Source organism: Amycolatopsis roodepoortensis (assembly GCF_014873915.1).
In the GTDB taxonomy this organism is placed as follows: domain Bacteria; phylum Actinomycetota; class Actinomycetes; order Mycobacteriales; family Pseudonocardiaceae; genus Amycolatopsis; species Amycolatopsis roodepoortensis.
In genome coordinates this window covers 2,410,562-2,433,203 of sequence record NZ_JADBEJ010000005.1, presented here as the reverse complement: position 1 = coordinate 2,433,203, position 22,642 = coordinate 2,410,562, and the positions used below count along the sequence as shown (strand labels likewise).

Below are 22,642 nucleotides of genomic sequence, written 5' to 3'. Positions count from 1 at the left end.
CTGCCACCGCGATAGCGGGGCCTACGGCCGGGGCGGGTTCACACCTGTGGTCACCTTTCAGGTACTCCTTCAGCTCCGCCAACAGGCGCTAGTCGAGCAGCTGATCGCCCCGGACCGCCGCCGAAGCGACGTGTTCCGGCAGGACCCGGCCGAACAGCTGTCTCGTCCGTTCCGGACTGCCGATGACCCCAGGACGCTCGCTGTACGCGAAGATCGCGGAATGGCGGGCGACTGCCCCTTGAACACTACTCACCCGGTGCAGCGCGAAGCGTCCGCGAAACAGCTGAAGATCGCCAGGACGCAGAGTGAGCCGCCTGATCAGGTGATCGCCTTCGCCCGCCAGCACGGCTCGGACGTCGTCGAAGTTTTCCGCCGTTTCGGAGCGGATGTTCGGGCAGTATTCGAAGACACCGCCGTCGGCCGCTTCCTGGGTGAGCATGCTGACCGTGTACTCGTTGGTGTCGAAATGCCACGGATGCGCGCGGCCCGGTTCGATCACGTTGAGCACCAGGCCGGACAACGGATCGGCGAGTTCGTGCAGTTCGGGGAGCTCGAAGCAGTCGGCCACGAACCGCTGGAACTCCCGGCTGGTGTACAACTGCTGGATCACCGCGGTCGCCGGGATCCGGTCACGCGCCACGAAGGCGTTGCCGCGTTCCATGATCGTGCGGCCGGGATGATCTTCCGGCAGCGGAGTGTCGATGGCGATGTTGTAGGCGTTGACGCGTTCGACCTTCGCGTACGCCTCCGGAGCGATTTTCGCGCCTTCTTCGCGAAGGGCGTCACGCAACTCCGGACGGATGAAGTCGGCCAGCACACTGCAGCCCGTTTCCCGCAGTTCGGCGCGGGTCCGGGAAACGATTTCGCGCCACGCGGGGCTTCCCGGTTCGGACAACGGATATCGGGCGGTATCGGCCACCTGGACTGCGCTCGCGGTCATCGACGTCCTCTCGGCTGCCCCGGAAGTGATTCTCGGGTTTAGCACAGAAAACGCCCGCCCCTCCCGCGCCTTGTGAGCGGTGCCACACGGAACGTGACGGCCTCCTGACTCGGGTCAGGAGGCCGTCAGGGACTGTTCGTCAGCTGGTGACAAGCGGCAGCAGCGGTCGGCGCACCGCGGTCGCGACGCCGTCGGACGCCTGGGCGGCGGCGATCCGCTCCGCCGTCGGCGTGCCGTACTCCGTGGTCCGCTGCCGAAGCGGACGGCCCAGCGGCTCGACCATCGCGCGCATGTCGCTGATCGTCTTGTACGACCCGTTGGCCGCACCCGCCATCCGGCTGATCGTCTCCTCCATCAGCGTCCCGCCGATGTCGTTGACCCCGCCCTGCAGCACCGCGCGGCTGCCCTCTTCACCGAGTTTCACCCACGAACTCTGGATGTTGTCGATCATCCCGTGCAGCAGCAGCCGGGCCAGCGCGTGCACCGCGCGGTTCTCGCGCAGCGTCGTGCCCGCCCTCGCGAGCCCGGCGAGGTAGATCGGGGAACTCTGGTGGATGAACGGCAGCAGCACGAACTCGCTGAACCCGCGCCGCCCGTTGCGCTCCAGGCCTTCCCGCTGCAGTTTCGCCAGCAGCTTCAGGTGCCCGACCCAGTGCGCCGGGGTGTCGACGTGGCCGTACATCATCGTCGACGTCGTCGTGATCCCGAGTTTGTGCGCGGTGGTGACGACGTTGATCCATTCGGACGTCGGCAGCTTGCCCTTCGTCAGGACCCAGCGGACGTCGTCGTCGAGGATCTCCGCGGCCGTGCCCGGCAGCGAGTCGACACCGGCCTCCTTCGCGCGCGCCAGCCAGTCCTCGATCGAGAGGTTCGTCCGCGAAGCGCCGTTGACGACCTCCATCGGCGAGTACGAGTGCAGGTGGATGTCCGGCTGACGGCGTTTCACCTCCGCCGCGAGATCGAAGTACGCGGTGCCCGGCAGATCCGGGTGGATGCCGCCCTGCATGCAGATCTCGGTGGCGCCGGCGGCCCACGCCTCGTCGACCCGGTCGCCGACCTGTTCCAGCGAAAGCGTGTACGCGTCGGCGTCGGTGCGGCGCTGGGCGAACGCGCAGAACCGGCAGCCGGTGTAACAGACGTTCGTGAAGTTGATGTTCCGCGTGACGACGAAGGTGACGTCGTCGCCGTTCACCTCGCGACGCAGGTCGTCGGCGATCTTGGTGAACGCGTCGAGCTCCGGCCCGTCGGCGTGCAGCAAGGCCAGCGCCTCGTCGTCCGAGAGCCCGGCGGGGTTCTTTTCCGCGCTGCGCAAGGCATCCCGGATGTCGAGGTCGAACCGCTGCGGCGCGGCCTTGATGTTGCCCTTGATCTCGGCCCAGTCGCCGTAGACCGAGTCGAAGTCGCTGCGGCGGTCTTCGGTGCGCCCGACCGTGTCGACCTCGACGTGCAGATCGGTGCGCCCGGCCTCCTTCCAGCCACCGTCCGGCTCCTGCCACGGGATGCCGACCGGGATGGCCTCTTCGATCGCGAGCCCGGTCTCGGTGTCGGTCAGCGGCGCGAGATGCGCGTTCATCCGCGGGTCCAGCCACGGCTCGCCGGCCTTGACGTACTCCGGGTAGATCGGCAGCCGCTCGCGCACGGTGAACCCGAGCGCTTCGGTGCGGCGTTTGAGCTCGTCGATCTGCGGCCACGCCCGTTCGGGGTTCACGTGGTCGGGGGTCAGCGGCGAGACGCCGCCCCAGTCGTCGATCCCCGCGTTCAGCATCAGTTCGTACTGCTGGCCGATCAGGTTCGGCGGCGCCTGGATGCGCATCCGCGGCCCGAGCACGAGCCGCGCGACGGCGATGGTCGCGGCGAGCTCTTCGAGGTCGGCGTCCGGGGTCGCACGCATCTTGGTGTCCGGCTTCGCGCGGAAGTTCTGGACGATGACCTCCTGGATGCCGCCGTAGGTCTTCGCGACCTTGCGGATGGCGAACAGCGAGTCGGCGCGTTCCTCGAAGTTCTCGCCGATGCCGATCAGGATGCCCGTGGTGAACGGGACCGAACTGCGGCCGGCGTCCTCCAGCACGCGCAGCCGGACGTCGGGATCCTTGTCGGGCGAGCCGTAGTGCGGGCCGCCCTTCTCGGTGTACAGCCGCTTCGCCGTCGTCTCCAGCATCATGCCCATCGACGCGGAAACCGGCTTGAGCCGCTGGAAGTCCTGCCAGCTCAGCACGCCCGGGTTGAGGTGCGGGAGGACACCGGTCTCTTCGAGGACCCGGATCGCCATCGCCCGGACGTAGGACAGCGTGTCGTCGTAGCCGTGCGCGTCGAGCCAGTCCTTCGCCGCCTTCCAGCGGTCCTCCGGACGGTCGCCGAGGGTGAACAGCGCTTCCTTGACCCCCATCTCGGCACCCTTGCGGGCGATGTCGAGCACCTCGTCGGGGGAGAGGAACGGCGATTCGACGCGGCCGGGGACGGTCGCGAAGGTGCAGTAACCGCAGCGGTCCCGGCACAGCCGGGTCAGCGGGATGAACACCGAACGGCTGTAGGTGACCACGCCGGGACGGCCGGCCGCGACAAGCCCGGCGTCACGGACCCGGGAGGCGTGCTCGGACAGCGTCTTGAGATCGTCGCCGCGCGCCTGGAGCAGGATCGAGGCCTCGGTGATGTCGAGGGTCTTCCCGTCGCGCGCCCTGGCGAGCGCCCGGCGCATCGCCGAGGTGGTGGGGGCGTTCGCGTCAGCAGGGGATGCCATTCCCGCACGCTATGGCCGGACTCGCTCCACCTGCCAGTGTGCAACCCGCCACCGCGTCACCCACGTGGGTAAGGTCACCGTTTCCGCAGGTCAGCGCGTGATCTTGGTTGCCGATCAGCGGGTGCGAGTGTATTACCTAAAGTGTGGCTTCGGTGATCGGCAAGAAGGTCGGCGGGCGGACGTACTACTACCTCGTCACCTCCGCGCGGGTCGACGGCGAACCGCGCGTGGTTTCGCAGCGCTACCTCGGGACGGCCGAGGAGATCGGGCGCGCGATGGAGGGCGACGTCTCAGCCCCCGGCGAAGCGCGTCACCGGACCTTCGGTGACGTTGCGGCGGTATGGGCCACGCTGCGACGGCTCGACTTCGTCCGCCGGGTCGACGAAGCCGTCGGGCCCCAGCGCTCCGCGACCACTCTCGGGACGCACCTCGCCCTCGCCGTCCTGCACCGGGCGACAGCCCCCGAAACGCAATTAGCCGACTGGTGGCGTGACTCCGTCGCCCGGGAATTCGTCCGGGCGGACCTCCCGAACCACTGGCGTGCCCTGCATCGCCTCACGCCCGAACGGATCGCCCGGATCGAGACCGCCGTCGCCGACGCGGTGCTCTCCTGGTTGGGGACGGGCGACGCCGCGCTCGCCGTGGACGTCCCGCAGTTCGCCACCTTCACCACGGCCGACCCGTGCCGCTGCGAACTCGCCGGACTCGGCCTGGTGGTGACCAAGGACGGCGCGATCCCGCTGGCCTCGCACGTGTACCCGAGGGAAGAGGCACCGCCGTTCGCCGAGCTCGCCGAGCGACTCCGTTCCCTCTATCCCGTCACGCTGGTCTTCACCGCGGGACAGGCCGCGCAATTGGACCTCGGGCGGCATTTCGTCGGCGCGCTCCCGCTTTCGGAGCATCCGGAGCTGCTGTCGAAACCGCCGTCCGCGCGCAAACCAGTCGACCCCGAGCGCTTCGCCGGGCTGACCGCCCTCGACACCAGGGCCGTGGTCGCGGGTGTGCGCCGGCGCGTGATCCTGACCCATTCGGAGACCCTGCACAACGCGCAGGCTCGCGCGTTCGGGGAGGAACTGAGCACCGCGACGCGTGAACTGGCCGGCCTCGACGCCGCACTGGCATCAGGCGTCTACCGAGGTGACCGCGGCCAGGTGAACGCCGAAATCGCGCGGATCACCCGCGGCCGCCGCGTCGAACGGGTGCTCTCCCCTTCTTTGGCGGGGACGAAACCGGGCGAGATCCGCCTGACCTGGAAGGTCGACGACGCCGCCGTCTCGCGGTTGCACGACGAGTTCTTCGGCAAGCAGGTGCTGGTCACCGACCACGACTGGCCGGTGGCCGAGGTCGTCACCGCGTATCGCGCCCGGACCCACCTCGACTCGACGTTCCGCTGGCTGACCGGTCCCGCCGTCACCGGCCCGGCCCCGCGCTGGGACTGGACGCCGCATCGGATCGCGGTGCACACGCTGGTCACGGTGCTCGCGTCCACGGTCACGCACCTCATGCGGCGCGAGGCCGACCGCGCCGGGATGAACCTGTCGGTCCGTGAGCTGATGGACAGCCTTGCGGGAATAGGGGAGACGGTGCTCCGGTATCCGTCCACCGGCGGCCGCCCGCGGACGCGGCGCCTGCTGACCGAGCGGAGCCCGGAACAGCAGGCGCTCTTCGACCTCTTCGGGCTCAGCTCTCTCGGTGGATATGCAGCGCGGAGAAGCTCTGCACCACCGGCATCAGCTCGATGACGTTGATGTTCACGTGCTCCGGCTGCGAAGCCGCCCAGAAGACGGACTCGGCCACATCGGCGGCCGTCAGCGGCGTCGTGCCCTTGTAGACGTTGTCGGCCTTGCTCTGATCACCCTCGAAGCGGACGACCGAGAACTCCGTGCCGCCGACCAGGCCAGGCTCGACGTTGGTCACCCGGACGCCGGTGCCCTGCAGATCCGCGCGCAGGTTCAGGCTGAACTGGTGCACGAACGCCTTGGTCGCCCCGTAGGCGTTGCCGCCGGGGTAGGGGTAGGAACCCGCGACCGAGCCGATGTTGATCACGTGCCCGCGGCCGCGCTCGACCATTCCGGGCAGCAACGCGCGGGTGAGATGCGCGAGTCCCTTGATGTTCGTGTCGATCATCTGGTCCCAGTCGTCGAGCTTCGCCCGGTGGGCGGGTTCGAGCCCCTTCGCGAGGCCGGCGTTGTTCACCAGCAGGTCGACCTCGGCGAATTCGGCGGGCAGCGTACCGGGGAGCGCGGCCACCGCGTCGGCGTCCCGGACGTCGAGCTCGAAGGGGAGGACGTTCTCGCCCAGCTCGCCGGCCAGCTTGTCGAGCCGGTCCTTGCTGCGCGCGGCCGCGACGACCTTGGCGCCGTCGGCGGCGAACCGGCGGACGATCTCGACGCCGAACCCGGCGCTGGCACCGGTCACGAAAACGGTCTTCTGGGGCATCATTTGATCTCTTTCAAGAACCGTGCGAACACGTCGTTGAACTCGGCCTCGCGCTCCAGGTTAGGCATGTGCGCGGCGCCCTCGATCACCGCCAGGGTGGAGCCGGGGATGAGTTCGTGCATGAGCTCGGCGTCCGAGACCGGCGTGAACTCGTCCTCGGTACCGACGACGACCAGGGCCGGTACCGCTACGCGCGTGAGGCTGTCCCGGTAGTCCGGCCGCTCGGCCCGTCCCCTGAGCGCGGCCGCCGCTCCTTCCTTGGGCGTCGTGCGCATCATCCCCAGGACGTGCGCCGCCACGTCCGGCATCGTGCGGACGTTCTCCGGGGAGACCATCTTCGTCAGGACCTCCTCCGCGTAGGGGTTCATTCCCTCCGCGAGGACGCGGTCCGCCATCTCGTTGCGGACGCGCTTGCCCTCCTCTGTCTCTTCCTGAGGAGAGGTGTCGGCCAGCAGGAGACCGGCGACACGATCGGGGTAGGTGCGGTGGAACTCCATGACGATCTGCCCGCCCATGGAGAGGCCGCCGAGTACGAAGCGTCCTAGACCGAGGTGATCGGCGAGCCGGGCGATGTCGGCCGCGAAGACGTCGAGTCCCGTCTTCGTGCTCTCCGGTGGCTTGGTCGTCTCGCCGTACCCGCGGAGGTCCGCGGTGATGACCCGGTAGCCCTCCTGGCTGAAGCGCTCGGCCTGGGGACGCCACATCGAACGGTTGAAGGGGTGGCCGTGGACGAGGACGACCGGCGACCCGGTGCCGAGGTCGTCGTAAGCGACGGAGATGCCGTCGAGTTCCGCAGTGCTCATGAACCCGACGCTAATCGGAGCAATCGACGGGATCAATACGGTGCAATGTACTCGGAGCAATGTTCTTGCCCGGGAGTTCACCTGGGGTCGCCTGGGGCGATCACCGCGTGATCGCCGGGGCAGGGCTCGTTTATGGCCGCTGACCAGCGCGAATGTCGTTAAGGTACCCCCCTGTTTTCGGGGGTTTCCGGCCATGTAAAGTTCTCTTCGTCGCCAGGGAAACCGGGCGGCCGACCGGGACACGAACCAAGCTCTCGCCTCAGGCGATTGAGTGGGTGTCTCACCAAAAACTGCTAGGAATGACTGCTTCGGATAAGGCCGTGTAGCCACGGTGCGATCTGGGGTGTGTTGCTTGAGAACTCAACAGTGTGCTAGTGAACTAAGTCAGTAGAGCTTATGTATTTGAACCTCGTGTGAGGTTCCTTTGAGAGCAAGTATTTTTGCCTCGATCAAATTTGACATTGTTGGAGAGTTTGATCCTGGCTCAGGACGAACGCTGGCGGCGTGCTTAACACATGCAAGTCGAACGATGAAGCCTTTCGGGGTGGATTAGTGGCGAACGGGTGAGTAACACGTGGGCAATCTGCCCTGTACTTTGGGATAAGCCTGGGAAACTGGGTCTAATACCGGATATGACTGAGCCTCGCATGGGGTTTGGTGGAAAGCTCCGGCGGTACAGGATGAGCCCGCGGCCTATCAGCTTGTTGGTGGGGTAATGGCCTACCAAGGCGACGACGGGTAGCCGGCCTGAGAGGGTGACCGGCCACACTGGGACTGAGACACGGCCCAGACTCCTACGGGAGGCAGCAGTGGGGAATATTGCACAATGGGCGCAAGCCTGATGCAGCGACGCCGCGTGAGGGATGACGGCCTTCGGGTTGTAAACCTCTTTCGCCAGGGACGAAGCGCAAGTGACGGTACCTGGATAAGAAGCACCGGCTAACTACGTGCCAGCAGCCGCGGTAATACGTAGGGTGCGAGCGTTGTCCGGAATTATTGGGCGTAAAGAGCTCGTAGGCGGTTTGTCGCGTCGTTCGTGAAAACTCCACGCTTAACGTGGAGCGTGCGGGCGATACGGGCAGACTTGAGTTCGGTAGGGGAGACTGGAATTCCTGGTGTAGCGGTGAAATGCGCAGATATCAGGAGGAACACCGGTGGCGAAGGCGGGTCTCTGGGCCGATACTGACGCTGAGGAGCGAAAGCGTGGGGAGCGAACAGGATTAGATACCCTGGTAGTCCACGCTGTAAACGTTGGGCGCTAGGTGTGGGCGACATCCACGTTGTCCGTGCCGTAGCTAACGCATTAAGCGCCCCGCCTGGGGAGTACGGCCGCAAGGCTAAAACTCAAAGGAATTGACGGGGGCCCGCACAAGCGGCGGAGCATGTGGATTAATTCGATGCAACGCGAAGAACCTTACCTGGGCTTGACATGCGCCAGACATCCCTAGAGATAGGGCTTCCCTTGTGGTTGGTGTACAGGTGGTGCATGGCTGTCGTCAGCTCGTGTCGTGAGATGTTGGGTTAAGTCCCGCAACGAGCGCAACCCTTATCCTACGTTGCCAGCGCGTCATGGCGGGGACTCGTGGGAGACTGCCGGGGTCAACTCGGAGGAAGGTGGGGATGACGTCAAGTCATCATGCCCCTTATGTCCAGGGCTTCACACATGCTACAATGGCTGGTACAGAGGGCTGCGATACCGCGAGGTGGAGCGAATCCCTTAAAGCCGGTCTCAGTTCGGATCGCAGTCTGCAACTCGACTGCGTGAAGTCGGAGTCGCTAGTAATCGCAGATCAGCAACGCTGCGGTGAATACGTTCCCGGGCCTTGTACACACCGCCCGTCACGTCATGAAAGTCGGTAACACCCGAAGCCCATGGCCCAACCCGTAAGGGGGGGAGTGGTCGAAGGTGGGACTGGCGATTGGGACGAAGTCGTAACAAGGTAGCCGTACCGGAAGGTGCGGCTGGATCACCTCCTTTCTAAGGAGCAACACATCCACCCCGCCGGGATACCCGGACCAACGGTTGGTGGAGTGGCCAGGACTCAAGTGCCGAATGTGTGCTTGTTCTGGTTGCTCAAGGAATTGTGGAACTACTGGTTTATGCGATCGCCGGCGGTTGCCGGGGCGTCTGAGTACTGCTTCCTTGTGGAGCGTGGAAAGGGTGATCCCGGGATGGTTGGGGATGGTGTTCACAAGCACGCTGTTGGGTCCTGAGGCAACACGCCGAGGGGCTTACACGAGCTCCAGGGTTGTTTGTTTCTGGTGTGGTGTTTGAGAACTGTAGAGTGGATGCGAGCATCTTTGTGGTCAAGTTGTTAAGGGCACATGGTGGATGTCTTGGCTTCAGGAGCCGATGAAGGACGTGGGAGGCTGCGATATGCCTCGGGGAGCTGTCAACCGAGCTGTGATCCGAGGATTTCCGAATGGGGAAACCCAGCACCAGTTATGTGGTGTTACCCGCATCTGAATATATAGGGTGTGTGGAGGGAACGCGGGGAAGTGAAACATCTCAGTACCCGTAGGAAGAGAAAACAACCGTGATTCCGTGAGTAGTGGCGAGCGAAAGCGGAAGAGGCTAAACCATGCACATGTCAAGCTGTCAGGCGTTGTGTGTGTGGTGTTGTGGGACCCAGCGTCGAGGATCTGACAGTCCTCGGAACGGTTACGCGTGTTAGTGGAACGCCTTGGGATGGGCGACCGGAGTGGGTGAGAGTCCCGTACGCGAAAACATGTTGTGGATCGTTTGTTTGGTGTTCCCGAGTAGCAGCGAGCTCGTGGAATTTGCTGTGAATCTGCCGGGACCACCCGGTAAGCCTAAATACTTCCTGAAGACCGATAGCGGACTAGTACCGTGAGGGAAAGATGAAAAGTACCCCGGGAGGGGAGTGAAAGAGTACCTGAAACCGTGTGCCTACAAGCCGTCAGAGCCCGAGCACATCCTTGTGATGTTGAGGTGATGGCGTGCCTTTTGAAGAATGAGCCTGCGAGTTAGTGCTGCGTGGCGAGGTTAACCCGTGTGGGGTAGCCGTAGCGAAAGCGAGTCTGAATAGGGCGATTGAGTCGCGTGGTCTAGACCCGAAGCGGAGTGATCTACCCATGGCCAGGCTGAAGCGTCGGTAAGACGACGTGGAGGGCCGAACCCACTTAGGTTGAAAACTGAGGGGATGAGCTGTGGGTAGGGGTGAAAGGCCAATCAAACTCCGTGATAGCTGGTTCTCCCCGAAATGCATTTAGGTGCAGCGTCACATGTTTCTCCACGGGGGTAGAGCTACTGGATGGTCTAGGGGCCTTACCGGGTTACCGAAATCAACCAAACTCCGAATACCGTGGTGTGAGAGTGTGGCAGTGAGACGGCGGGGGATAAGCTTCGTCGTCGAGAGGGAAACAGCCCAGAACACCAGCTAAGGCCCCTAAGTGTGTGCTCAGTGGGAAAGGATGTGGGATTGCCCAGACAACCAGGAGGTTGGCTTAGAAGCAGCCACCCTTGAAAGAGTGCGTAATAGCTCACTGGTCAAGTGGTCCTGCGCCGACAATGTAGCGGGGCTTAAGCACACCGCCGAAGCTGTGTCATTGACACATATAGATCGGCACTTTCCTTGAGGAAGTGTCTAGTCGTGTTGATGGGTAGGGGAGCGTCCTGCATCCAGGGAAGCGGCGGCGGAAGCCAGTCGTGGAGGGTGTGGGAGTGAGAATGCAGGCATGAGTAGCGAATGCAGAGTGAGAAACTCTGCCGCCGGATGACCAAGGGTTCCTGGGCCAGGCTAATCCGCCCAGGGTAAGTCGGGACCTAAGGCGAGGCCGACAGGCGTAGTCGATGGATAACGGGTTGATATTCCCGTACCCGAGCACGTGCGCCCAGGATGAGGCGGTTGATACTAACCACCCAAAGCCTCGTGTTGAAGCCTTCGGGTGGATACGCGAGTGTGGAGCGTGGGATCTGATTCCGTAGTAGTCGAGTGATGGGGTGACGCAGGAAGGTAGCTCCGCCAGTGAGTGGTAGTACTGGTGTAAGCGTGTAGACCGGAGTGTAGGCAAATCCGCATTCCATATAGGTTGAGACGTGATGCGTAGCCGATTGAGGCGAAGTAGAGTGATCCTATGCTGCCGAGAAAAGCCTCTAGCGAGTGCGTGCACGGCCCGTACCCCAAACCAACACAGGTGGTCAGGTAGAGAATACTAAGGCGATCGGGTGAACTGTGGTTAAGGAACTCGGCAAAATGCCCCCGTAACTTCGGGAGAAGGGGGGCCAAACACTCTGAAGTCCCTTGCGGACTAGGGGTGGGTGGCCGCAGAGACCAGCGGAAAGCGACTGTTTACTAAAAACACAGGTCCATGCGAAGTCGCAAGACGATGTATATGGACTGACGCCTGCCCGGTGCTGGAACGTTAAGAGGACCGGTTAACCCTTCGGGGTGAAGCTGAGAATTTAAGCGCCAGTAAACGGCGGTGGTAACTATAACCATCCTAAGGTAGCGAAATTCCTTGTCGGGTAAGTTCCGACCTGCACGAATGGCGTAACGACTTTCCGGCTGTCTCAACCACAGGCCCGGCGAAATTGCACTACGAGTAAAGATGCTCGTTACGCGCGGCAGGACGGAAAGACCCCGGGACCTTTACTATAGTTTGGTATTGGTTTTCGGTTCGGCTTGTGTAGGATAGGTGGGAGACTGTGAAGCTGGCACGCTAGTGTTGGTGGAGTCGTTGTTGAAATACCACTCTGGTCGGATTGGGAATCTGAACCTCGGACCATGATCTGGTTCAGGGACAGTGCCTGATGGGTAGTTTAACTGGGGCGGTTGCCTCCTAAAGAGTAACGGAGGCGCCCAAAGGTTCCCTCAGCCTGGTTGGCAATCAGGTGTTGAGTGCAAGTGCACAAGGGAGCTTGACTGTGAGACAGACATGTCGAGCAGGGACGAAAGTCGGGACTAGTGATCCGGCACCACCTGGTGGAAGGGGTGTCGCTCAACGGATAAAAGGTACCCCGGGGATAACAGGCTGATCTTGCCCAAGAGTCCATATCGACGGCATGGTTTGGCACCTCGATGTCGGCTCGTCGCATCCTGGGGCCGGAGTAGGTCCCAAGGGTTGGGCTGTTCGCCCATTAAAGCGGCACGCGAGCTGGGTTTAGAACGTCGTGAGACAGTTCGGTCCCTATCCGCCGCGCGCGTAGGATACTTGAGGAAGGCTGTCCCTAGTACGAGAGGACCGGGACGGACGAACCTCTGGTATGCCAGTTGTCACGCCAGTGGCATGGCTGGTTGGCCACGTTCGGAAGGGATAACCGCTGAAGGCATCTAAGCGGGAAGCCTGTTCCAAGATGAGGTATCCCACCCCTTGTGGGTTAAGGCCCCCAACAGACCATTGGGTTGATAGGCCAGAAATGGAAGCACAGTAATGTGTTGTCGAGTTGACTGGTACTAATAGGCCGAGGACTTGCCCACAAAGATGTTACGCATCCACTCTACAGCTCTGAAACACCACACCGTTTGTGGAAACAGACAGTGTGTGTTGTTTCGTAGTGTTTCGGTGGTTATAGCGTCAGGGAAACGCCCGGTCCCATTCCGAACCCGGAAGCTAAGCCTGACAGCGCCGATGGTACTGCAACCGAAGGGTTGTGGGAGAGTAGGACACCGCCGGACTAACATTAAAAAGAAGGGTCCAGGCCCCGGTCGAGAACCACGAGTTCTCCCGGGGCCTGGACCCTTTCTTCATACCAACACACTCCCCGTCACACCCGTGACCAGACCCGTCACTCGCGTGCTTGAACACGTCACTCACGTGACTGGACGGGTCATTCACGTGATTGGGCGGGCGACACGAGCGGGCAGGCAACTCAAGGTGCCGTGCCGGCCACCTGATCACGAGTGTCGTCCATCTGGTCACGCGAGTCACGCCCCTGATCACGCGAATGACGCGCTCAAACACGCGAATGACGCGCTCAAGCACGCGAGTTGCGGGTTCGGGGACGTGAGTGGCGGGGGCGGGGACGTGAGCTGAGGGGGCGGGCACGGGAGTGGCGGGGTTGGGGACGCGAGTTACCCGTTGCGTCACGTGAGGTGGGGAGTGAGCGGGAGTGACGAGACCGGGCGGAGTCGGGAGTGGCGGGGTCGGGAGTGGGGGAGTGAGCCGGGGGCGTGAGGCGAGTTAAGAGCGGGTCGGGCGGCGTAGGTGGTAGATGTCCATGATCCAGCCCTTGCGGGAGCGCGCGGAGGCGCGGACGGAGCGGATCTCCGCGGCGAGGTCGGCGGACAGGGGGCCGGAGAGCAGGAGCTCGTCGGGCGTCCCGAGGTACGCGCCCCAGTAGATCTCCAGGCCCGTGTCGGCGAACTGCGAGAAGGTGCAGTTCGCGTCCAGCATGACGAAGACGTCGTCGACGTCCGCGGGCCAGCCGGCTTCGAGACGGCGGCCGGTCGTGATCAGGACCGGGCGGCCGATCTGGTTCATCGTGGTCCGGTGCCGGGACGTCAGCGCGGCCACGCTGCTCACGCCCGGGATGACGTCGTACTCGAACTCGACGTTTCCCCTGGCGAGCACGGCGTCCAGCAGGGTCAGGGTCGAGTCGTAGAGCGCGGGGTCGCCCCACACGAGGAACGCGCCCCGCTCGCCGGGACCCAGCGAAGCGATCATGTTCTCGTAGACGTCGGTCCGGAGCCGGTGCCAGTCGGCGACGGCCTTCCGGTAGTCGTCCGGAGTACGGTCGCGTTCGGGGTCCGGTGCCCGCACGACGCGGTAGCCGGGCTGTTCGACGAACCGGTCGAGGATCTCCTGGCGCAGCGCCGTCAGGTCCTGCTTCTCCGAGCCCTTGTCGAGGACGAAGAACACATCGGTCTCGTTCAGTCGCCGGACGGCCTGGACGGTCAGGTGTTCCGGGTCGCCGGCGCCGATGCCGATGGCGGAGATCTTCCTCATTTCCGCAGTGTCCCCGCACCCTCTGTGCACACCCCTACCCCCACGGGGTATAAAGGAAGTGATCGCTCCACCTGTCCTGTAGAGGAGTTCGTACCGATGGCCGAAACCACCTACACCGTCAAGGGCATGTCCTGTGGGCACTGCGCCTCCTCCGTCACCGAGGAGGTCAGCGGGATCGCGGGCGTCAGCGCCGTGAACGTGGACGTCGCCAGCGGCAAGGTCACCGTCACCAGCGACGCGCCTCTGGACGTCGAGGCCGTCGACGCGGCCGTCACCGAGGCCGGTTACCAGCTCGTCTCGTGAGTACCGCCGTCAAGGTGTCGGCGTTCGCCGCGGCTTTGGTCGCGGTGTTCGCCGTCGCCTGGGCGATCGGTTCCGCCGTCGGGCCGTTGGACGAGGCGCCCGCGCCGGCGCCGGCGCCGACCAGCGAGCACCACGGGCACCACCCGGGAGGTACGCCGTGAGCGCCGCGACATCCCAGCGGGTCGAACTGGCCATCGGCGGGATGACCTGCGCCTCCTGCGCCGCGCGGGTCGAGCGCAAGCTGAACAAGGTCGACGGCGTCTCCGCCACGGTCAATTACGCCACCGAGAAGGCGCAGGTCGACTTCCCCGCCGCGCTCTCGGTCGAAGAACTCGTCGGCGTCGTCGAGTCCGCCGGCTACACGGCCCAGCCGCCCAAGCCCGACGAAGACGAAGACCAGACCGGCTCCCTGAGAACCCGTCTCGTGGTCTCCGCCGTGCTCGCCGTGCCGGTGATCGTGCTGGCGATGGTCCCGGCCTGGCAGTTCACCTACTGGCAGTGGGTCTCGCTGGTGCTGGCCGCGCCGGTCGTCACCTGGGGCGCGTGGCCGTTCCACCGCCCGGCCTGGACGAACCTCCGCCATGGCGCCGCCACCATGGACACCCTGATCTCGCTCGGCGTCGTCGCCGCCACGCTCTGGTCGCTGTACGCCCTGCTGTTCGGCGCCGCGGGCGTACCCGGCATGCGGCACGGCTTCGACTTGACGATGCAGCGCGGGACCGGCGCGGGCAACGTCTACCTCGAGGTCGCCGCCGGGGTGACCACGTTCCTCCTCGCGGGCCGGTACTTCGAGGCCAGGTCAAAGCGCCGCTCCGGCGCCGCGCTTCGGGCGCTGCTCGAACTCGGCGCGAAGGACGTCGCGATCCTCAAGGACGGCCAAGAGAGCCGCGTCCCGATCGGTGCGCTCAAGACGGGCGACGAGTTCGTCGTGCGGCCGGGGGAGAAGATCGCCACCGACGGTGTCGTGACCGATGGTGGATCGGCCGTCGACCTGAGCATGCTGACGGGTGAAGCCGTCCCGGTCGAGGTGACCAGCGGAGACGCCGTCGTCGGCGGGACGGTCAACGCGAGCGGACGGCTCGTCGTCCGCGCCACCCGGGTCGGCGCCGACACGCGGCTCGCGCAGATGGCACGGCTCGTCGAGGACGCACAGAACGGCAAGGCGCGGGTCCAGCGGCTCGCCGACCGGGTGTCGGCCGTGTTCGTCCCGGTGGTGATCGCGCTCGCGGTCGGCACGCTCGGCTTCTGGCTCGGCGCGGGCAGCGGGGCCGACGCCGCCTTCACCGCCGCCGTCGCGGTCCTGATCATCGCTTGCCCATGCGCGCTCGGGCTGGCCACGCCGACGGCGTTGCTGGTGGGCACCGGTCGTGGCGCGCAGCTGGGCATCCTCATCAAGGGACCGGAGGTGCTCGAGTCCACTCGCGCGGTCGACACCGTCGTCCTGGACAAGACCGGCACGGTGACCGCCGGGAAGATGAGCCTCACCGACCTCTATGGCGACGACGAGACCGAGGTGCTGCGCCTGGCCGCGGCGGTCGAGCACGCATCCGAACATCCGATCGCCCGCGCGATCGTCGAGGCCGCCGAGGAGCGGCTGGGTGAGCTGCCGCCGGTCGGCGGGTTCCGCAACGTCGAGGGCCTTGGCGTCATCGGCGAGGTTGACGGCAAGACCGTCCTCGCCGGGCGGCCCGCGCTTCTCGATCAGCACGGTATCGCGGTCGGCGACGAGTATTCCCAGGTCAAGACGGCCGCCGAGGATCGTGGCGCGACGGCGGTCGTCGTCGCTTGGGACGGCGAGACGCGCGGTGTGGTCGTCGTCGCCGACACGGTCAAGCCGACGTCGGCCGAGGCCGTGGCGGAACTGAAGGCGCTCGGGCTCCGCCCTGTCCTGCTGACCGGCGACAACACCGGTTCCGCGAAGGCCGTCGCCGCCGAAGTGGGGATCGACGAAGTGGTCGCGGAGGTCCTGCCCGCGGACAAGGTCGACGTCGTCAAACGGCTGCAGGCCGAAGGACGCGTGGTCACCATGGTCGGCGACGGCGTCAACGACGCGGCCGCGCTCGCGCAGGCCGACCTCGGTCTCTCGATGGGGACCGGGACGGACGCCGCGATCGAGGCCGGTGACCTCACCCTGGTGCGCGGCGACCTGCGCGCGGCCGCGGACGCCATCCGGCTCGCGCGCCGCACCCTCGCCACGATCAAGGGCAACCTGTTCTGGGCGTTCGCCTACAACGTCGCCGCGCTGCCGCTGGCCGCGCTCGGCCTGCTCAACCCCATGATCGCGGGGGCCGCGATGGCGTTCTCCTCGGTGTTCGTCGTCACCAACAGCCTGCGGCTGCGACGCTTCAGGACCGGACCAGCCGGGCGATGGCGTCGGACGCCTCCCGGACCTTGAGGTCGGCCTCTTCACCGCCCGCGGCGGCGGCGTGGACCACGCAGGTGGCGAGGTGCTCGTCCAGCAGTTCGAGGGAGAACGACTGCAGTGCCTTCGTGGCCGCGGACACCTGGGTCAGGATGTCGATGCAGTACTTGTCCTCTTCCACCATCCGCTGCAAGCCGCGGATCTGTCCTTCGATCCGGCGCAGGCGCTTGAGATAGGCCTCCCGCTCGGTGCCGTAGCCCGTCATTCCGCACCCGTTCTCTCGTCGTTCCCTGTCTTCGACCACTATACCCTCCCCACGTATATGCGTGGGTCGGCCGAATTCCAGGATGCCAGGATGTCGAGGACGATCCGGCGGCTCCGACTCCTGCGTGAGTGGCCGGGGCACCGGCCGCCGGACGACCAGGAGGAACACCGATGAAGTACATGATCATGATCACCATGAACCCTGCCGCCTGGGACGCCCTCCCCGAGGAGGAGCGCGACGAGGTGGTCGCCCGCATCGACCCTTTCATGAAGAAGCTCACCGAGAGCGGCGAACTGCTGGGGACGCAGGCGCTGGCGGAGCCGAAGGAGAGCACGGTGGTCCGGGTGCGTGACGGCGTCCCGGTGGTCACCGACGGCCCGTTCGCGGAGTCGAAGGAGTACCTGGCCGGCTTCTACCTGGTCGAATGCGACAGCAAGGAGCGGGCGATCGAGATCGCGGGCCAGATCCCGGACGCGCACATCAACGCGATGGAGATCCGGCCGGTGGTGTTCTCCTCGGGTGACCCCGCTTAGGTCGCGGCCGCTTCGGTGCCGGTGCGGGCTTCGGGCCTGCTCCGGCGCTGAACGGGCACTTCCGGTTTCGGTGTGGGTGACACGGCCAGTACCGAACCGGCCTCGGTGAGCAGTTCTCGGCAGCCGACCAGCTGTTTCAGCACGTCGTCGCGCAGGCGGAGGGCCACATCGGCCTTCTGCCGCGCCTCGGCGACCAGGCGCTCGCTCTCCGCGGCGGCGTCGTCGAGCAATCGTTTCGCCCGGGCCTGCGCGGCTTCGTCCTGTGCGGCGAGCGCGCGCATCGCCTCCGCGCGACGCAGCGACATGGCTAGCTCGAAGTCTTCGGCGACCCGTTTGCGTTCCGCCTCGGCCTTGGCGGCCTGCTCGGCGGCGCGCGCGGTGATGTCCTCGGCTTCTTCGCGGGTGAGTTCGAGCATCCGGCGCGAGCGCTCCTGCAGCGCGTCCGGCGCGATCGGGACACGGCTGATCCGGTCGACCGTGGCCTTCAATTCGCGAATGTCCTCGCGCGCGCCGGTGAGTTCGGCGGCGAGAACCTCTTCGCGGCGGAGGGCCTCGTCGCGTTCGGCTTCCACTCGTCGTAGTTCGGCTTCCACCTCGCGAACGAATTCCCGGACCTGCGCGCGATCGAAACCACGCCACGCCAGATCGAAGCCGGGCATCTCCATTGGTCACCTCCACAGTGGTCGATGTGTCGCCATTGGGCGCTTTCTCTTGCCACACGGGGCTTTCACCGACCAGTGTGCCTGAAGCCGCGGCGACACGCGCCACGGGTGGGTGGTCTTTGCGTTGAACGGTACGCGCAAGCGGGAAGAAGAGTGAAGCCGGCGAACCGGTGGGAGAATGGACGACCATCGCTTACCCCTACTGGAGGTGGTCGCGTGACGAGCAGCCGAATTCGGGTCCCTGGCTGGAATACGGCGACAGCGGCCGAAGGGTATCGGCAGGTCAGAGAGAACTTCGCGATCTTGCTCGCCGATCACGCCGGTGCCGCCGGGCGGGCCGTCCCGGCTTGTCCACAGTGGACCGTCCGGGAGCTGGTCGCGCATCTGGCCGAGATCTGCGACCGGGTGATCACCCGGTTCGGTGGCGAGGCCTGCCCGGTGCCGGAGCCGGCGTCGGCTGCCGAGGTGCTGAAACTCTGGCTCGAACGCGGCCCCGAGGCCGACACCCTCCTCGCCGCCGACGGCGACGGGAAGGGCCGCGGCGACATCATGGTGATGGACGCCTTCACCCACGAGCTCGATCTCCGGTACGCGCTCGGCGTTCCGCCGCCCGGGGCGCACCCCGCCTGGCTGCGGGCATTCGAAGTGCTCGTCCGCGGCCTCGGCGATTCGCTCGGCAGGCACGGACTGCCGGGGATGCGGATCGAGACCGAAGGCGCGACCTGGATCGCGGGTACCGAGCCGGTCGCGGCGGTGCTTTCGGGTGCGCCCGTGGACCTGTACCGGTCGCTCGCCGGGCGCCGGAGCCCGGCCCAGATCGCCGCCATGGACTGGCTTGGCGATCCCGAGCCGTGGCTCCGGGCCTTCACCTGGGGGCCGTTCGCCCCGCCGGAGGAGGAGATCGAACGGTGATCAGCCGGTCGGGGACATCGAGGACAACGCCGCGGCCAGCGCGAGCACCACGGCGACGATCAGCACCTCGACCCCGACGCTGATCCGCAGTTTCCGCAGGTCGGCGGTCACCACACCGGTGCCGCCGCGCCCGGAGATCCCGCGTCGCACGGCGTTGCGGCTCACGTTCGCCACCAGCAGCAACGTGGCGAACCCGGTCAGCTTCGCCACGAAGAGGATGCCGTAGGCCGACGTCCAGAGCGCCTCGACCGACGGCACGAGCCGGAAGCCGAGGTAGGCGCCGCTGACCACCATGATCACGATCGACCGGGTGGCGATCGGGTGGAACCGCGCCAGCGCCGGCTCGGCTTCGGATGCCGAAGCCCTGCCGCGCAGGAGCACGGCCAGCTGGATCAGCCCGCCGACCCAGACGGCCATCGCGCCGAAATGTGCCAGGTCGGCGCTGACCGAGAGGAACATGATCTTGTCGGCCACCGCGTGCCCCGTGGCGGAGAAGCTCAGCATCACGATGAACCCGGCGGCGATGCCGAGGTTCTCGTAGCGCGAGCGCAGCCGGTCCGGCAGGTCGCCCGCGAGCAGCCGCCGTACGATCACGGCGAGCGCGACGATCGCGGCCAGGCGCAGGAGCAGGAGCTTCCCGTACGCCACCCGCAGCGTCGCCTCGATCAGCGCCGGGTCGAAGATCGCGCCCGCCCCGCGGCCCGCGACGTACGGGCCTTGCAGCAGGAATCCGGCCACGGCCGTGACCCCGGAGACCCAGATGCCCGCGGTGGTCAGCTTCCGCGCCGACGGATCGGTGCGGCCCTCCGGGCGGCAGACCAGCAGGAACACCAGTCCGCCCAGCAGCGCGACACCGCCGAAGGAGCCCCAGCGGAAGGTGGTGAACAGCGCGTCGGTCACCGGATCGGTCCCGGTGGAGGCGGACACCGCGCCCGCCGACGTGATCAGGGGGCCGGTGCCGATCACGAAGGCGATCGTGCCGCGCACCGGATGCGAATCGGTCGAGACGAAGGCGTACTCGACGAGGTAACTGCCGTCGGGAAGATCGGGCTCCAGTCCGACGGCGACCTCTTCGGCGACCTCGCCCGGCTGGAACACCGGGCCGGCCACCACGTCGGTGCCCTGCTGGTCGAGCACCTTGATCGAGTTCGGCTGGATGCCGATGTTCTCCGACAGGGTGAGCGAGACCCGGGCGGGGGCCGAGGTGAGCCGGGCGCCGTCGGCGGGGTTCGAGGAAAGGAGTTCGACGTGGGCCGAGGCCGGGGCCGCGGTGAGCACCGCGACCCCGAAACACGCCGCCAGCAACGCCAGTAGCGCGAAGAGCCTCCTGGTCACGACGCCGCGGTCGCCAGCTCGCGCCGGCTTTCGGGCGAGCACGTGCATCCGGTCAGCTCCCGCTCGGCGGCGGGGGCCTTCCGGTGCACGATCATCGCGATGATCATCGGGATGGTGACGATCGTGTTGTAGAACAGGTGCAGTTCCACGCGCGGGATGAACAGCTGGATGCTGCTGCTCGGCGCGGTGCCGCCGCCGAGGCGCCAGCCGCTCTGCGCCTGGATCAGCAGGAGCAGGTGTTCGATGTGGTGCCAGAACTGCAACCCGAGCGCCAGGTTCCACCACTGCCGCGACCGGCCGGCGAAACCTTTGCGCAGGGCGAACAGGAAGACCAGCATGACGATGGCGTAGCCGTAGTGCAGCCATTCGGAGCTGATCAGTTTCGGGAAGGGGATCCCGAGCACGCCACGCGCGTCCGGGGTCTTCCAGCCCAGGGCGTAGATCTGGAACGCCTGCACCAGGTGTTCCGCCCAGTGCGCCACGACCACCACCGCGAAGGAGAGAAGCGCCGCGCGGTGGTATTTCCCGTTGAGCGCGGCGAGTGGACCCGGACGCGAATCGAGTGTGGCCATGAAGGGCTCCTATGACGAAAGACCGACCGGTGACGGATCTTGACGATAGCCCGCGATCCGGAGGTTTCCGTTACTCCGGATTGCTGATCCGACCTGCGGTATTACGCCGGATGGCTCAACGGACGACGATTCCTTCGGTCACTTTCGGAGCCGCCGGAATGTGGAACAATTCCGCGAACAGTTCGAGGTATTCGAAGGCGCCTTCGAGGCGGATCTTGCCGGTCCGCGTCGCGTCGGCGGCGGTGAGGTCCCCGGTCAGGAGGTCCTTGATGAACGGGCCGAGCGGTTCGATGACCGCGTCGGCGCCGGGGTGCGCGCCCTCCGCGACCTTGAGCGCGCCGTCCTCGACGATCGCGTGCAGGATCATCTCGCCCGGGTAGCGCAGTTCGTAGGTGACCTGGACGCCCTTGGCCTTTTCGCTCCGGAAGGTCGTGTACAGCGAGAGGATCGCCGAGTCCAGGGTGAAGACGTCGTCGGCGGACGGCTGCCCGAGCGACCGGGCACCCCAGAGCCCGAGGTCCAGCACGATCTGGTCGAGTTCGCTGCCGTACTCGGTGAGTTCGTAGACGACCGCGGCGTCGAGCTGGGGGAGCAGTCGGCGGCGGAGCACCCCGGACTGCTCGAGTTCGTTGAGCCGCGCGGACAGCGTGCTCGGCGGGATCTTGGGCAGGCCGGCCTGCAGCTCGGTGAACCGCTTCGGGCCGAGGACGAGGTCACGGACGATCAGCAGCGACCAGCGTTCGCCGATGATCTCCAGCGCCCTGGCCAGACCGCAGAACTGTCCATAGGTACGAATGCTCATCCGTCGATCCTCACTTTCGTTTCCGTTGCGGGGAGTGGTGTTCACGCGGGTTCACCCTCGGACAGCAGGCCGTGGTGCAGTACCTGCAGTTCGTCACAGGGTTCGACGCCGAGTTCGTGGTTGAGCCGGGTCCGCACCTGACGGTACGTGGCTAGCGCGTCGGAACGCCGCCCGCTGCGGCCGAGCACGCGGATCAGCTGCCCGTGCAGGGCCTCGTCCAGCGGGTTCGCGGCGACGAGGGACCGCAGTTCGCCGATCAGCTCGTGCCGCATCCCGGCCGCGATGTCCGCCTCGATCCGCAGGTGCAGCGTGCTGCGCCGCTGCTCGACCAGATCGACCGAGTACGCCGACAGCACCGGTCCACAGTGGACGTTCGCGAGCGGCGGGCCCGACCACAGGGCGAGCGCGGAACGGAAGGCCTTCGCCGCTTCGGCGTGCTCGCCTCGCAGTTGCAGCTCCCGGCCCCGCTGCTGCAGCTCCTGGAACTCGAAGACGTCCACCTGCTCGGGGGCGATCCGGAACACGTACCCCGGCGGTTTCGTCGCCAGCATGGTCTCCCCGTACGGGGCGAGCTCGTTCTCCTCGATGCACTTGCGCAGCTGGTAGACGTAGGTGTGCATGGTGGTGCGGACGCTGCGCGGCGGGTCGTCGGCCCACAGTTCCCGCACGATCGTGTCGATGGGGACGATCTTCCCCGGGCTCATCACCAGCATGGCGAGCACCTGCAACAGCTTCGGTGTCGTCGGCGCGTAGTCGATCCCGTCCCGCACGAGTTCGAGCGGGCCGAGGAGGGTGAAACGGAGGGGGCTTGCGGGCGTGACCGGAATCGGGTTGGGTGCCGAGCCGTGGTGCGTGTCCGCTAATCGTGATCCGGTGTACATCGCAAGCGCCCTCCAGCTCGATACGCGTCGAGACCTGATTCCCAGTACTTCGACAGTGGCAGAGCGCCCCGGCGCGGGCCAGTGAGCCGTCCACCAGCTGTCGCGTGCGTGCGTCCCGGAAGAACGTGGGTTTTTCATATCCGAGGCGTGAATCGCGCACTGGCCGGGGTGGAGCCCGCCGAGCAGG

Annotated in this window: 17 protein-coding genes and 3 rRNA genes; 9 read left to right on the top strand and 11 right to left on the bottom strand. The window is 65.9% G+C overall.

The window, feature by feature from the left end:
* Positions 1-88: 88 nt before the first annotated feature.
* Together H4W30_RS30815 and H4W30_RS30810 are read right to left on the bottom strand one after the other, a co-directional pair.
* Complete coding sequence (locus tag H4W30_RS30815) at positions 89-940, bottom strand: HalD/BesD family halogenase (protein ID WP_192745984.1); 852 nt, start codon at positions 938-940, stop codon at positions 89-91.
* A gap of 139 nt (positions 941-1,079) precedes the next feature.
* Positions 1,080-3,635: a bifunctional FO biosynthesis protein CofGH gene (locus H4W30_RS30810; RefSeq protein ID WP_455423575.1), complete on the bottom strand. Its 2,556-nt coding sequence runs from the start codon at positions 3,633-3,635 to the stop codon at positions 1,080-1,082.
* A gap of 185 nt (positions 3,636-3,820) precedes the next feature.
* On the opposite strand from H4W30_RS30810, the gene H4W30_RS30805 reads away from it, so the two are divergent.
* On the top strand, positions 3,821-5,419 hold the full coding sequence (locus H4W30_RS30805) for an IS1634 family transposase (RefSeq protein ID WP_192745982.1): 1,599 nt from the start codon (positions 3,821-3,823) through the stop codon (positions 5,417-5,419).
* Here H4W30_RS30805 and H4W30_RS30800 read toward each other — a convergent pair.
* Together H4W30_RS30800 and H4W30_RS30795 are read right to left on the bottom strand one after the other, a co-directional pair.
* Positions 5,358-6,116 carry an SDR family oxidoreductase gene (locus H4W30_RS30800; RefSeq protein ID WP_125735388.1) on the bottom strand — a complete coding sequence of 253 codons (759 nt, stop codon included), beginning with the start codon at positions 6,114-6,116 and terminating at the stop codon, positions 5,358-5,360. The genes H4W30_RS30805 and H4W30_RS30800 overlap by 62 nt on opposite strands.
* Positions 6,116-6,919 carry an alpha/beta fold hydrolase gene (locus H4W30_RS30795; protein WP_192745981.1) on the bottom strand — a complete coding sequence of 268 codons (804 nt, stop codon included), beginning with the start codon at positions 6,917-6,919 and terminating at the stop codon, positions 6,116-6,118. The genes H4W30_RS30800 and H4W30_RS30795 overlap by 1 nt, the downstream gene beginning before the upstream one ends.
* Before the next feature lie 461 nt (positions 6,920-7,380).
* Here H4W30_RS30795 and H4W30_RS30790 point away from each other — a divergent pair.
* The 3 genes from H4W30_RS30790 (at position 7,381) to rrf (ending at position 12,558) form a co-directional block, all read left to right on the top strand.
* A 16S ribosomal RNA gene (locus H4W30_RS30790) occupies positions 7,381-8,897 on the top strand.
* Positions 8,898-9,224: 327 nt separating this feature from the next.
* Positions 9,225-12,360 (top strand): 23S ribosomal RNA (locus H4W30_RS30785).
* 81 nt (positions 12,361-12,441) lie between these two features.
* Positions 12,442-12,558: ribosomal RNA gene (rrf, locus tag H4W30_RS30780) — 5S ribosomal RNA — on the top strand.
* The 16S, 23S and 5S rRNA genes sit together here, the layout of an rRNA operon.
* Positions 12,559-13,063: 505 nt before the next feature.
* Here rrf and cobF read toward each other — a convergent pair.
* Positions 13,064-13,828 (bottom strand): precorrin-6A synthase (deacetylating), encoded by a 765-nt coding sequence (gene cobF, locus H4W30_RS30775; protein WP_192745980.1) that lies wholly within the window; start codon positions 13,826-13,828, stop codon positions 13,064-13,066.
* 96 nt (positions 13,829-13,924) lie between these two features.
* Between cobF and H4W30_RS30770 the strand changes: the two genes are divergently transcribed.
* From H4W30_RS30770 to H4W30_RS30760, 3 genes are read left to right on the top strand one after another with little or no spacing between them, the layout of a single operon-like run.
* On the top strand, positions 13,925-14,131 hold the full coding sequence (locus H4W30_RS30770; protein WP_192745979.1) for a heavy-metal-associated domain-containing protein: 207 nt from the start codon (positions 13,925-13,927) through the stop codon (positions 14,129-14,131).
* A complete protein-coding gene (locus H4W30_RS30765; protein WP_192745978.1) occupies positions 14,128-14,292 on the top strand; it encodes a hypothetical protein in 165 nt (54 codons plus the stop codon). Before H4W30_RS30770 ends, H4W30_RS30765 begins: the two co-directional genes overlap by 4 nt.
* Before the next feature lie 41 nt (positions 14,293-14,333).
* Positions 14,334-16,526, top strand: a complete 2,193-nt coding sequence (locus H4W30_RS30760; protein ID WP_192746875.1) for a heavy metal translocating P-type ATPase — start codon at positions 14,334-14,336, stop codon at positions 16,524-16,526.
* Here the strand turns inward: H4W30_RS30760 and H4W30_RS30755 are convergent.
* Positions 16,477-16,758 (bottom strand): metal-sensitive transcriptional regulator, encoded by a 282-nt coding sequence (locus H4W30_RS30755; protein ID WP_007034631.1) that lies wholly within the window; start codon positions 16,756-16,758, stop codon positions 16,477-16,479. The genes H4W30_RS30760 and H4W30_RS30755 overlap by 50 nt on opposite strands.
* A gap of 170 nt (positions 16,759-16,928) precedes the next feature.
* Here H4W30_RS30755 and H4W30_RS30750 point away from each other — a divergent pair, with 170 nt between their 5' ends.
* Positions 16,929-17,291 (top strand): YciI family protein, encoded by a 363-nt coding sequence (locus tag H4W30_RS30750; protein WP_192745977.1) that lies wholly within the window; start codon positions 16,929-16,931, stop codon positions 17,289-17,291.
* On the opposite strand, the gene H4W30_RS30745 is transcribed toward H4W30_RS30750, so the two are convergent.
* Positions 17,288-17,950 carry a M protein gene (locus H4W30_RS30745; RefSeq protein ID WP_225949928.1) on the bottom strand — a complete coding sequence of 221 codons (663 nt, stop codon included), beginning with the start codon at positions 17,948-17,950 and terminating at the stop codon, positions 17,288-17,290. The genes H4W30_RS30750 and H4W30_RS30745 overlap by 4 nt on opposite strands.
* Positions 17,951-18,169: 219 nt before the next feature.
* Here H4W30_RS30745 and H4W30_RS30740 point away from each other — a divergent pair, with 219 nt between their 5' ends.
* Positions 18,170-18,865, top strand: coding sequence for a maleylpyruvate isomerase family mycothiol-dependent enzyme (locus H4W30_RS30740; RefSeq protein ID WP_192745975.1), 696 nt, complete (start codon positions 18,170-18,172; stop codon positions 18,863-18,865).
* On the opposite strand, the gene H4W30_RS30735 is transcribed toward H4W30_RS30740, so the two are convergent.
* The 4 genes from H4W30_RS30735 to H4W30_RS30720 form a co-directional block, all read right to left on the bottom strand.
* Positions 18,866-20,200 (bottom strand): copper resistance CopC/CopD family protein, encoded by a 1,335-nt coding sequence (locus H4W30_RS30735; protein WP_192745974.1) that lies wholly within the window; start codon positions 20,198-20,200, stop codon positions 18,866-18,868.
* Positions 20,197-20,772: a hypothetical protein gene (locus H4W30_RS30730; RefSeq protein ID WP_192745973.1), complete on the bottom strand. Its 576-nt coding sequence runs from the start codon at positions 20,770-20,772 to the stop codon at positions 20,197-20,199. Before H4W30_RS30730 ends, H4W30_RS30735 begins: the two co-directional genes overlap by 4 nt.
* Before the next feature lie 115 nt (positions 20,773-20,887).
* Positions 20,888-21,574, bottom strand: coding sequence for a winged helix-turn-helix transcriptional regulator (locus tag H4W30_RS30725; protein ID WP_034313734.1), 687 nt, complete (start codon positions 21,572-21,574; stop codon positions 20,888-20,890).
* A 41-nt stretch (positions 21,575-21,615) separates the two neighbouring features.
* Positions 21,616-22,455 (bottom strand): AfsR/SARP family transcriptional regulator, encoded by an 840-nt coding sequence (locus H4W30_RS30720; RefSeq protein ID WP_192745972.1) that lies wholly within the window; start codon positions 22,453-22,455, stop codon positions 21,616-21,618.
* Between the last annotated feature and the right edge of the window lie 187 nt (positions 22,456-22,642).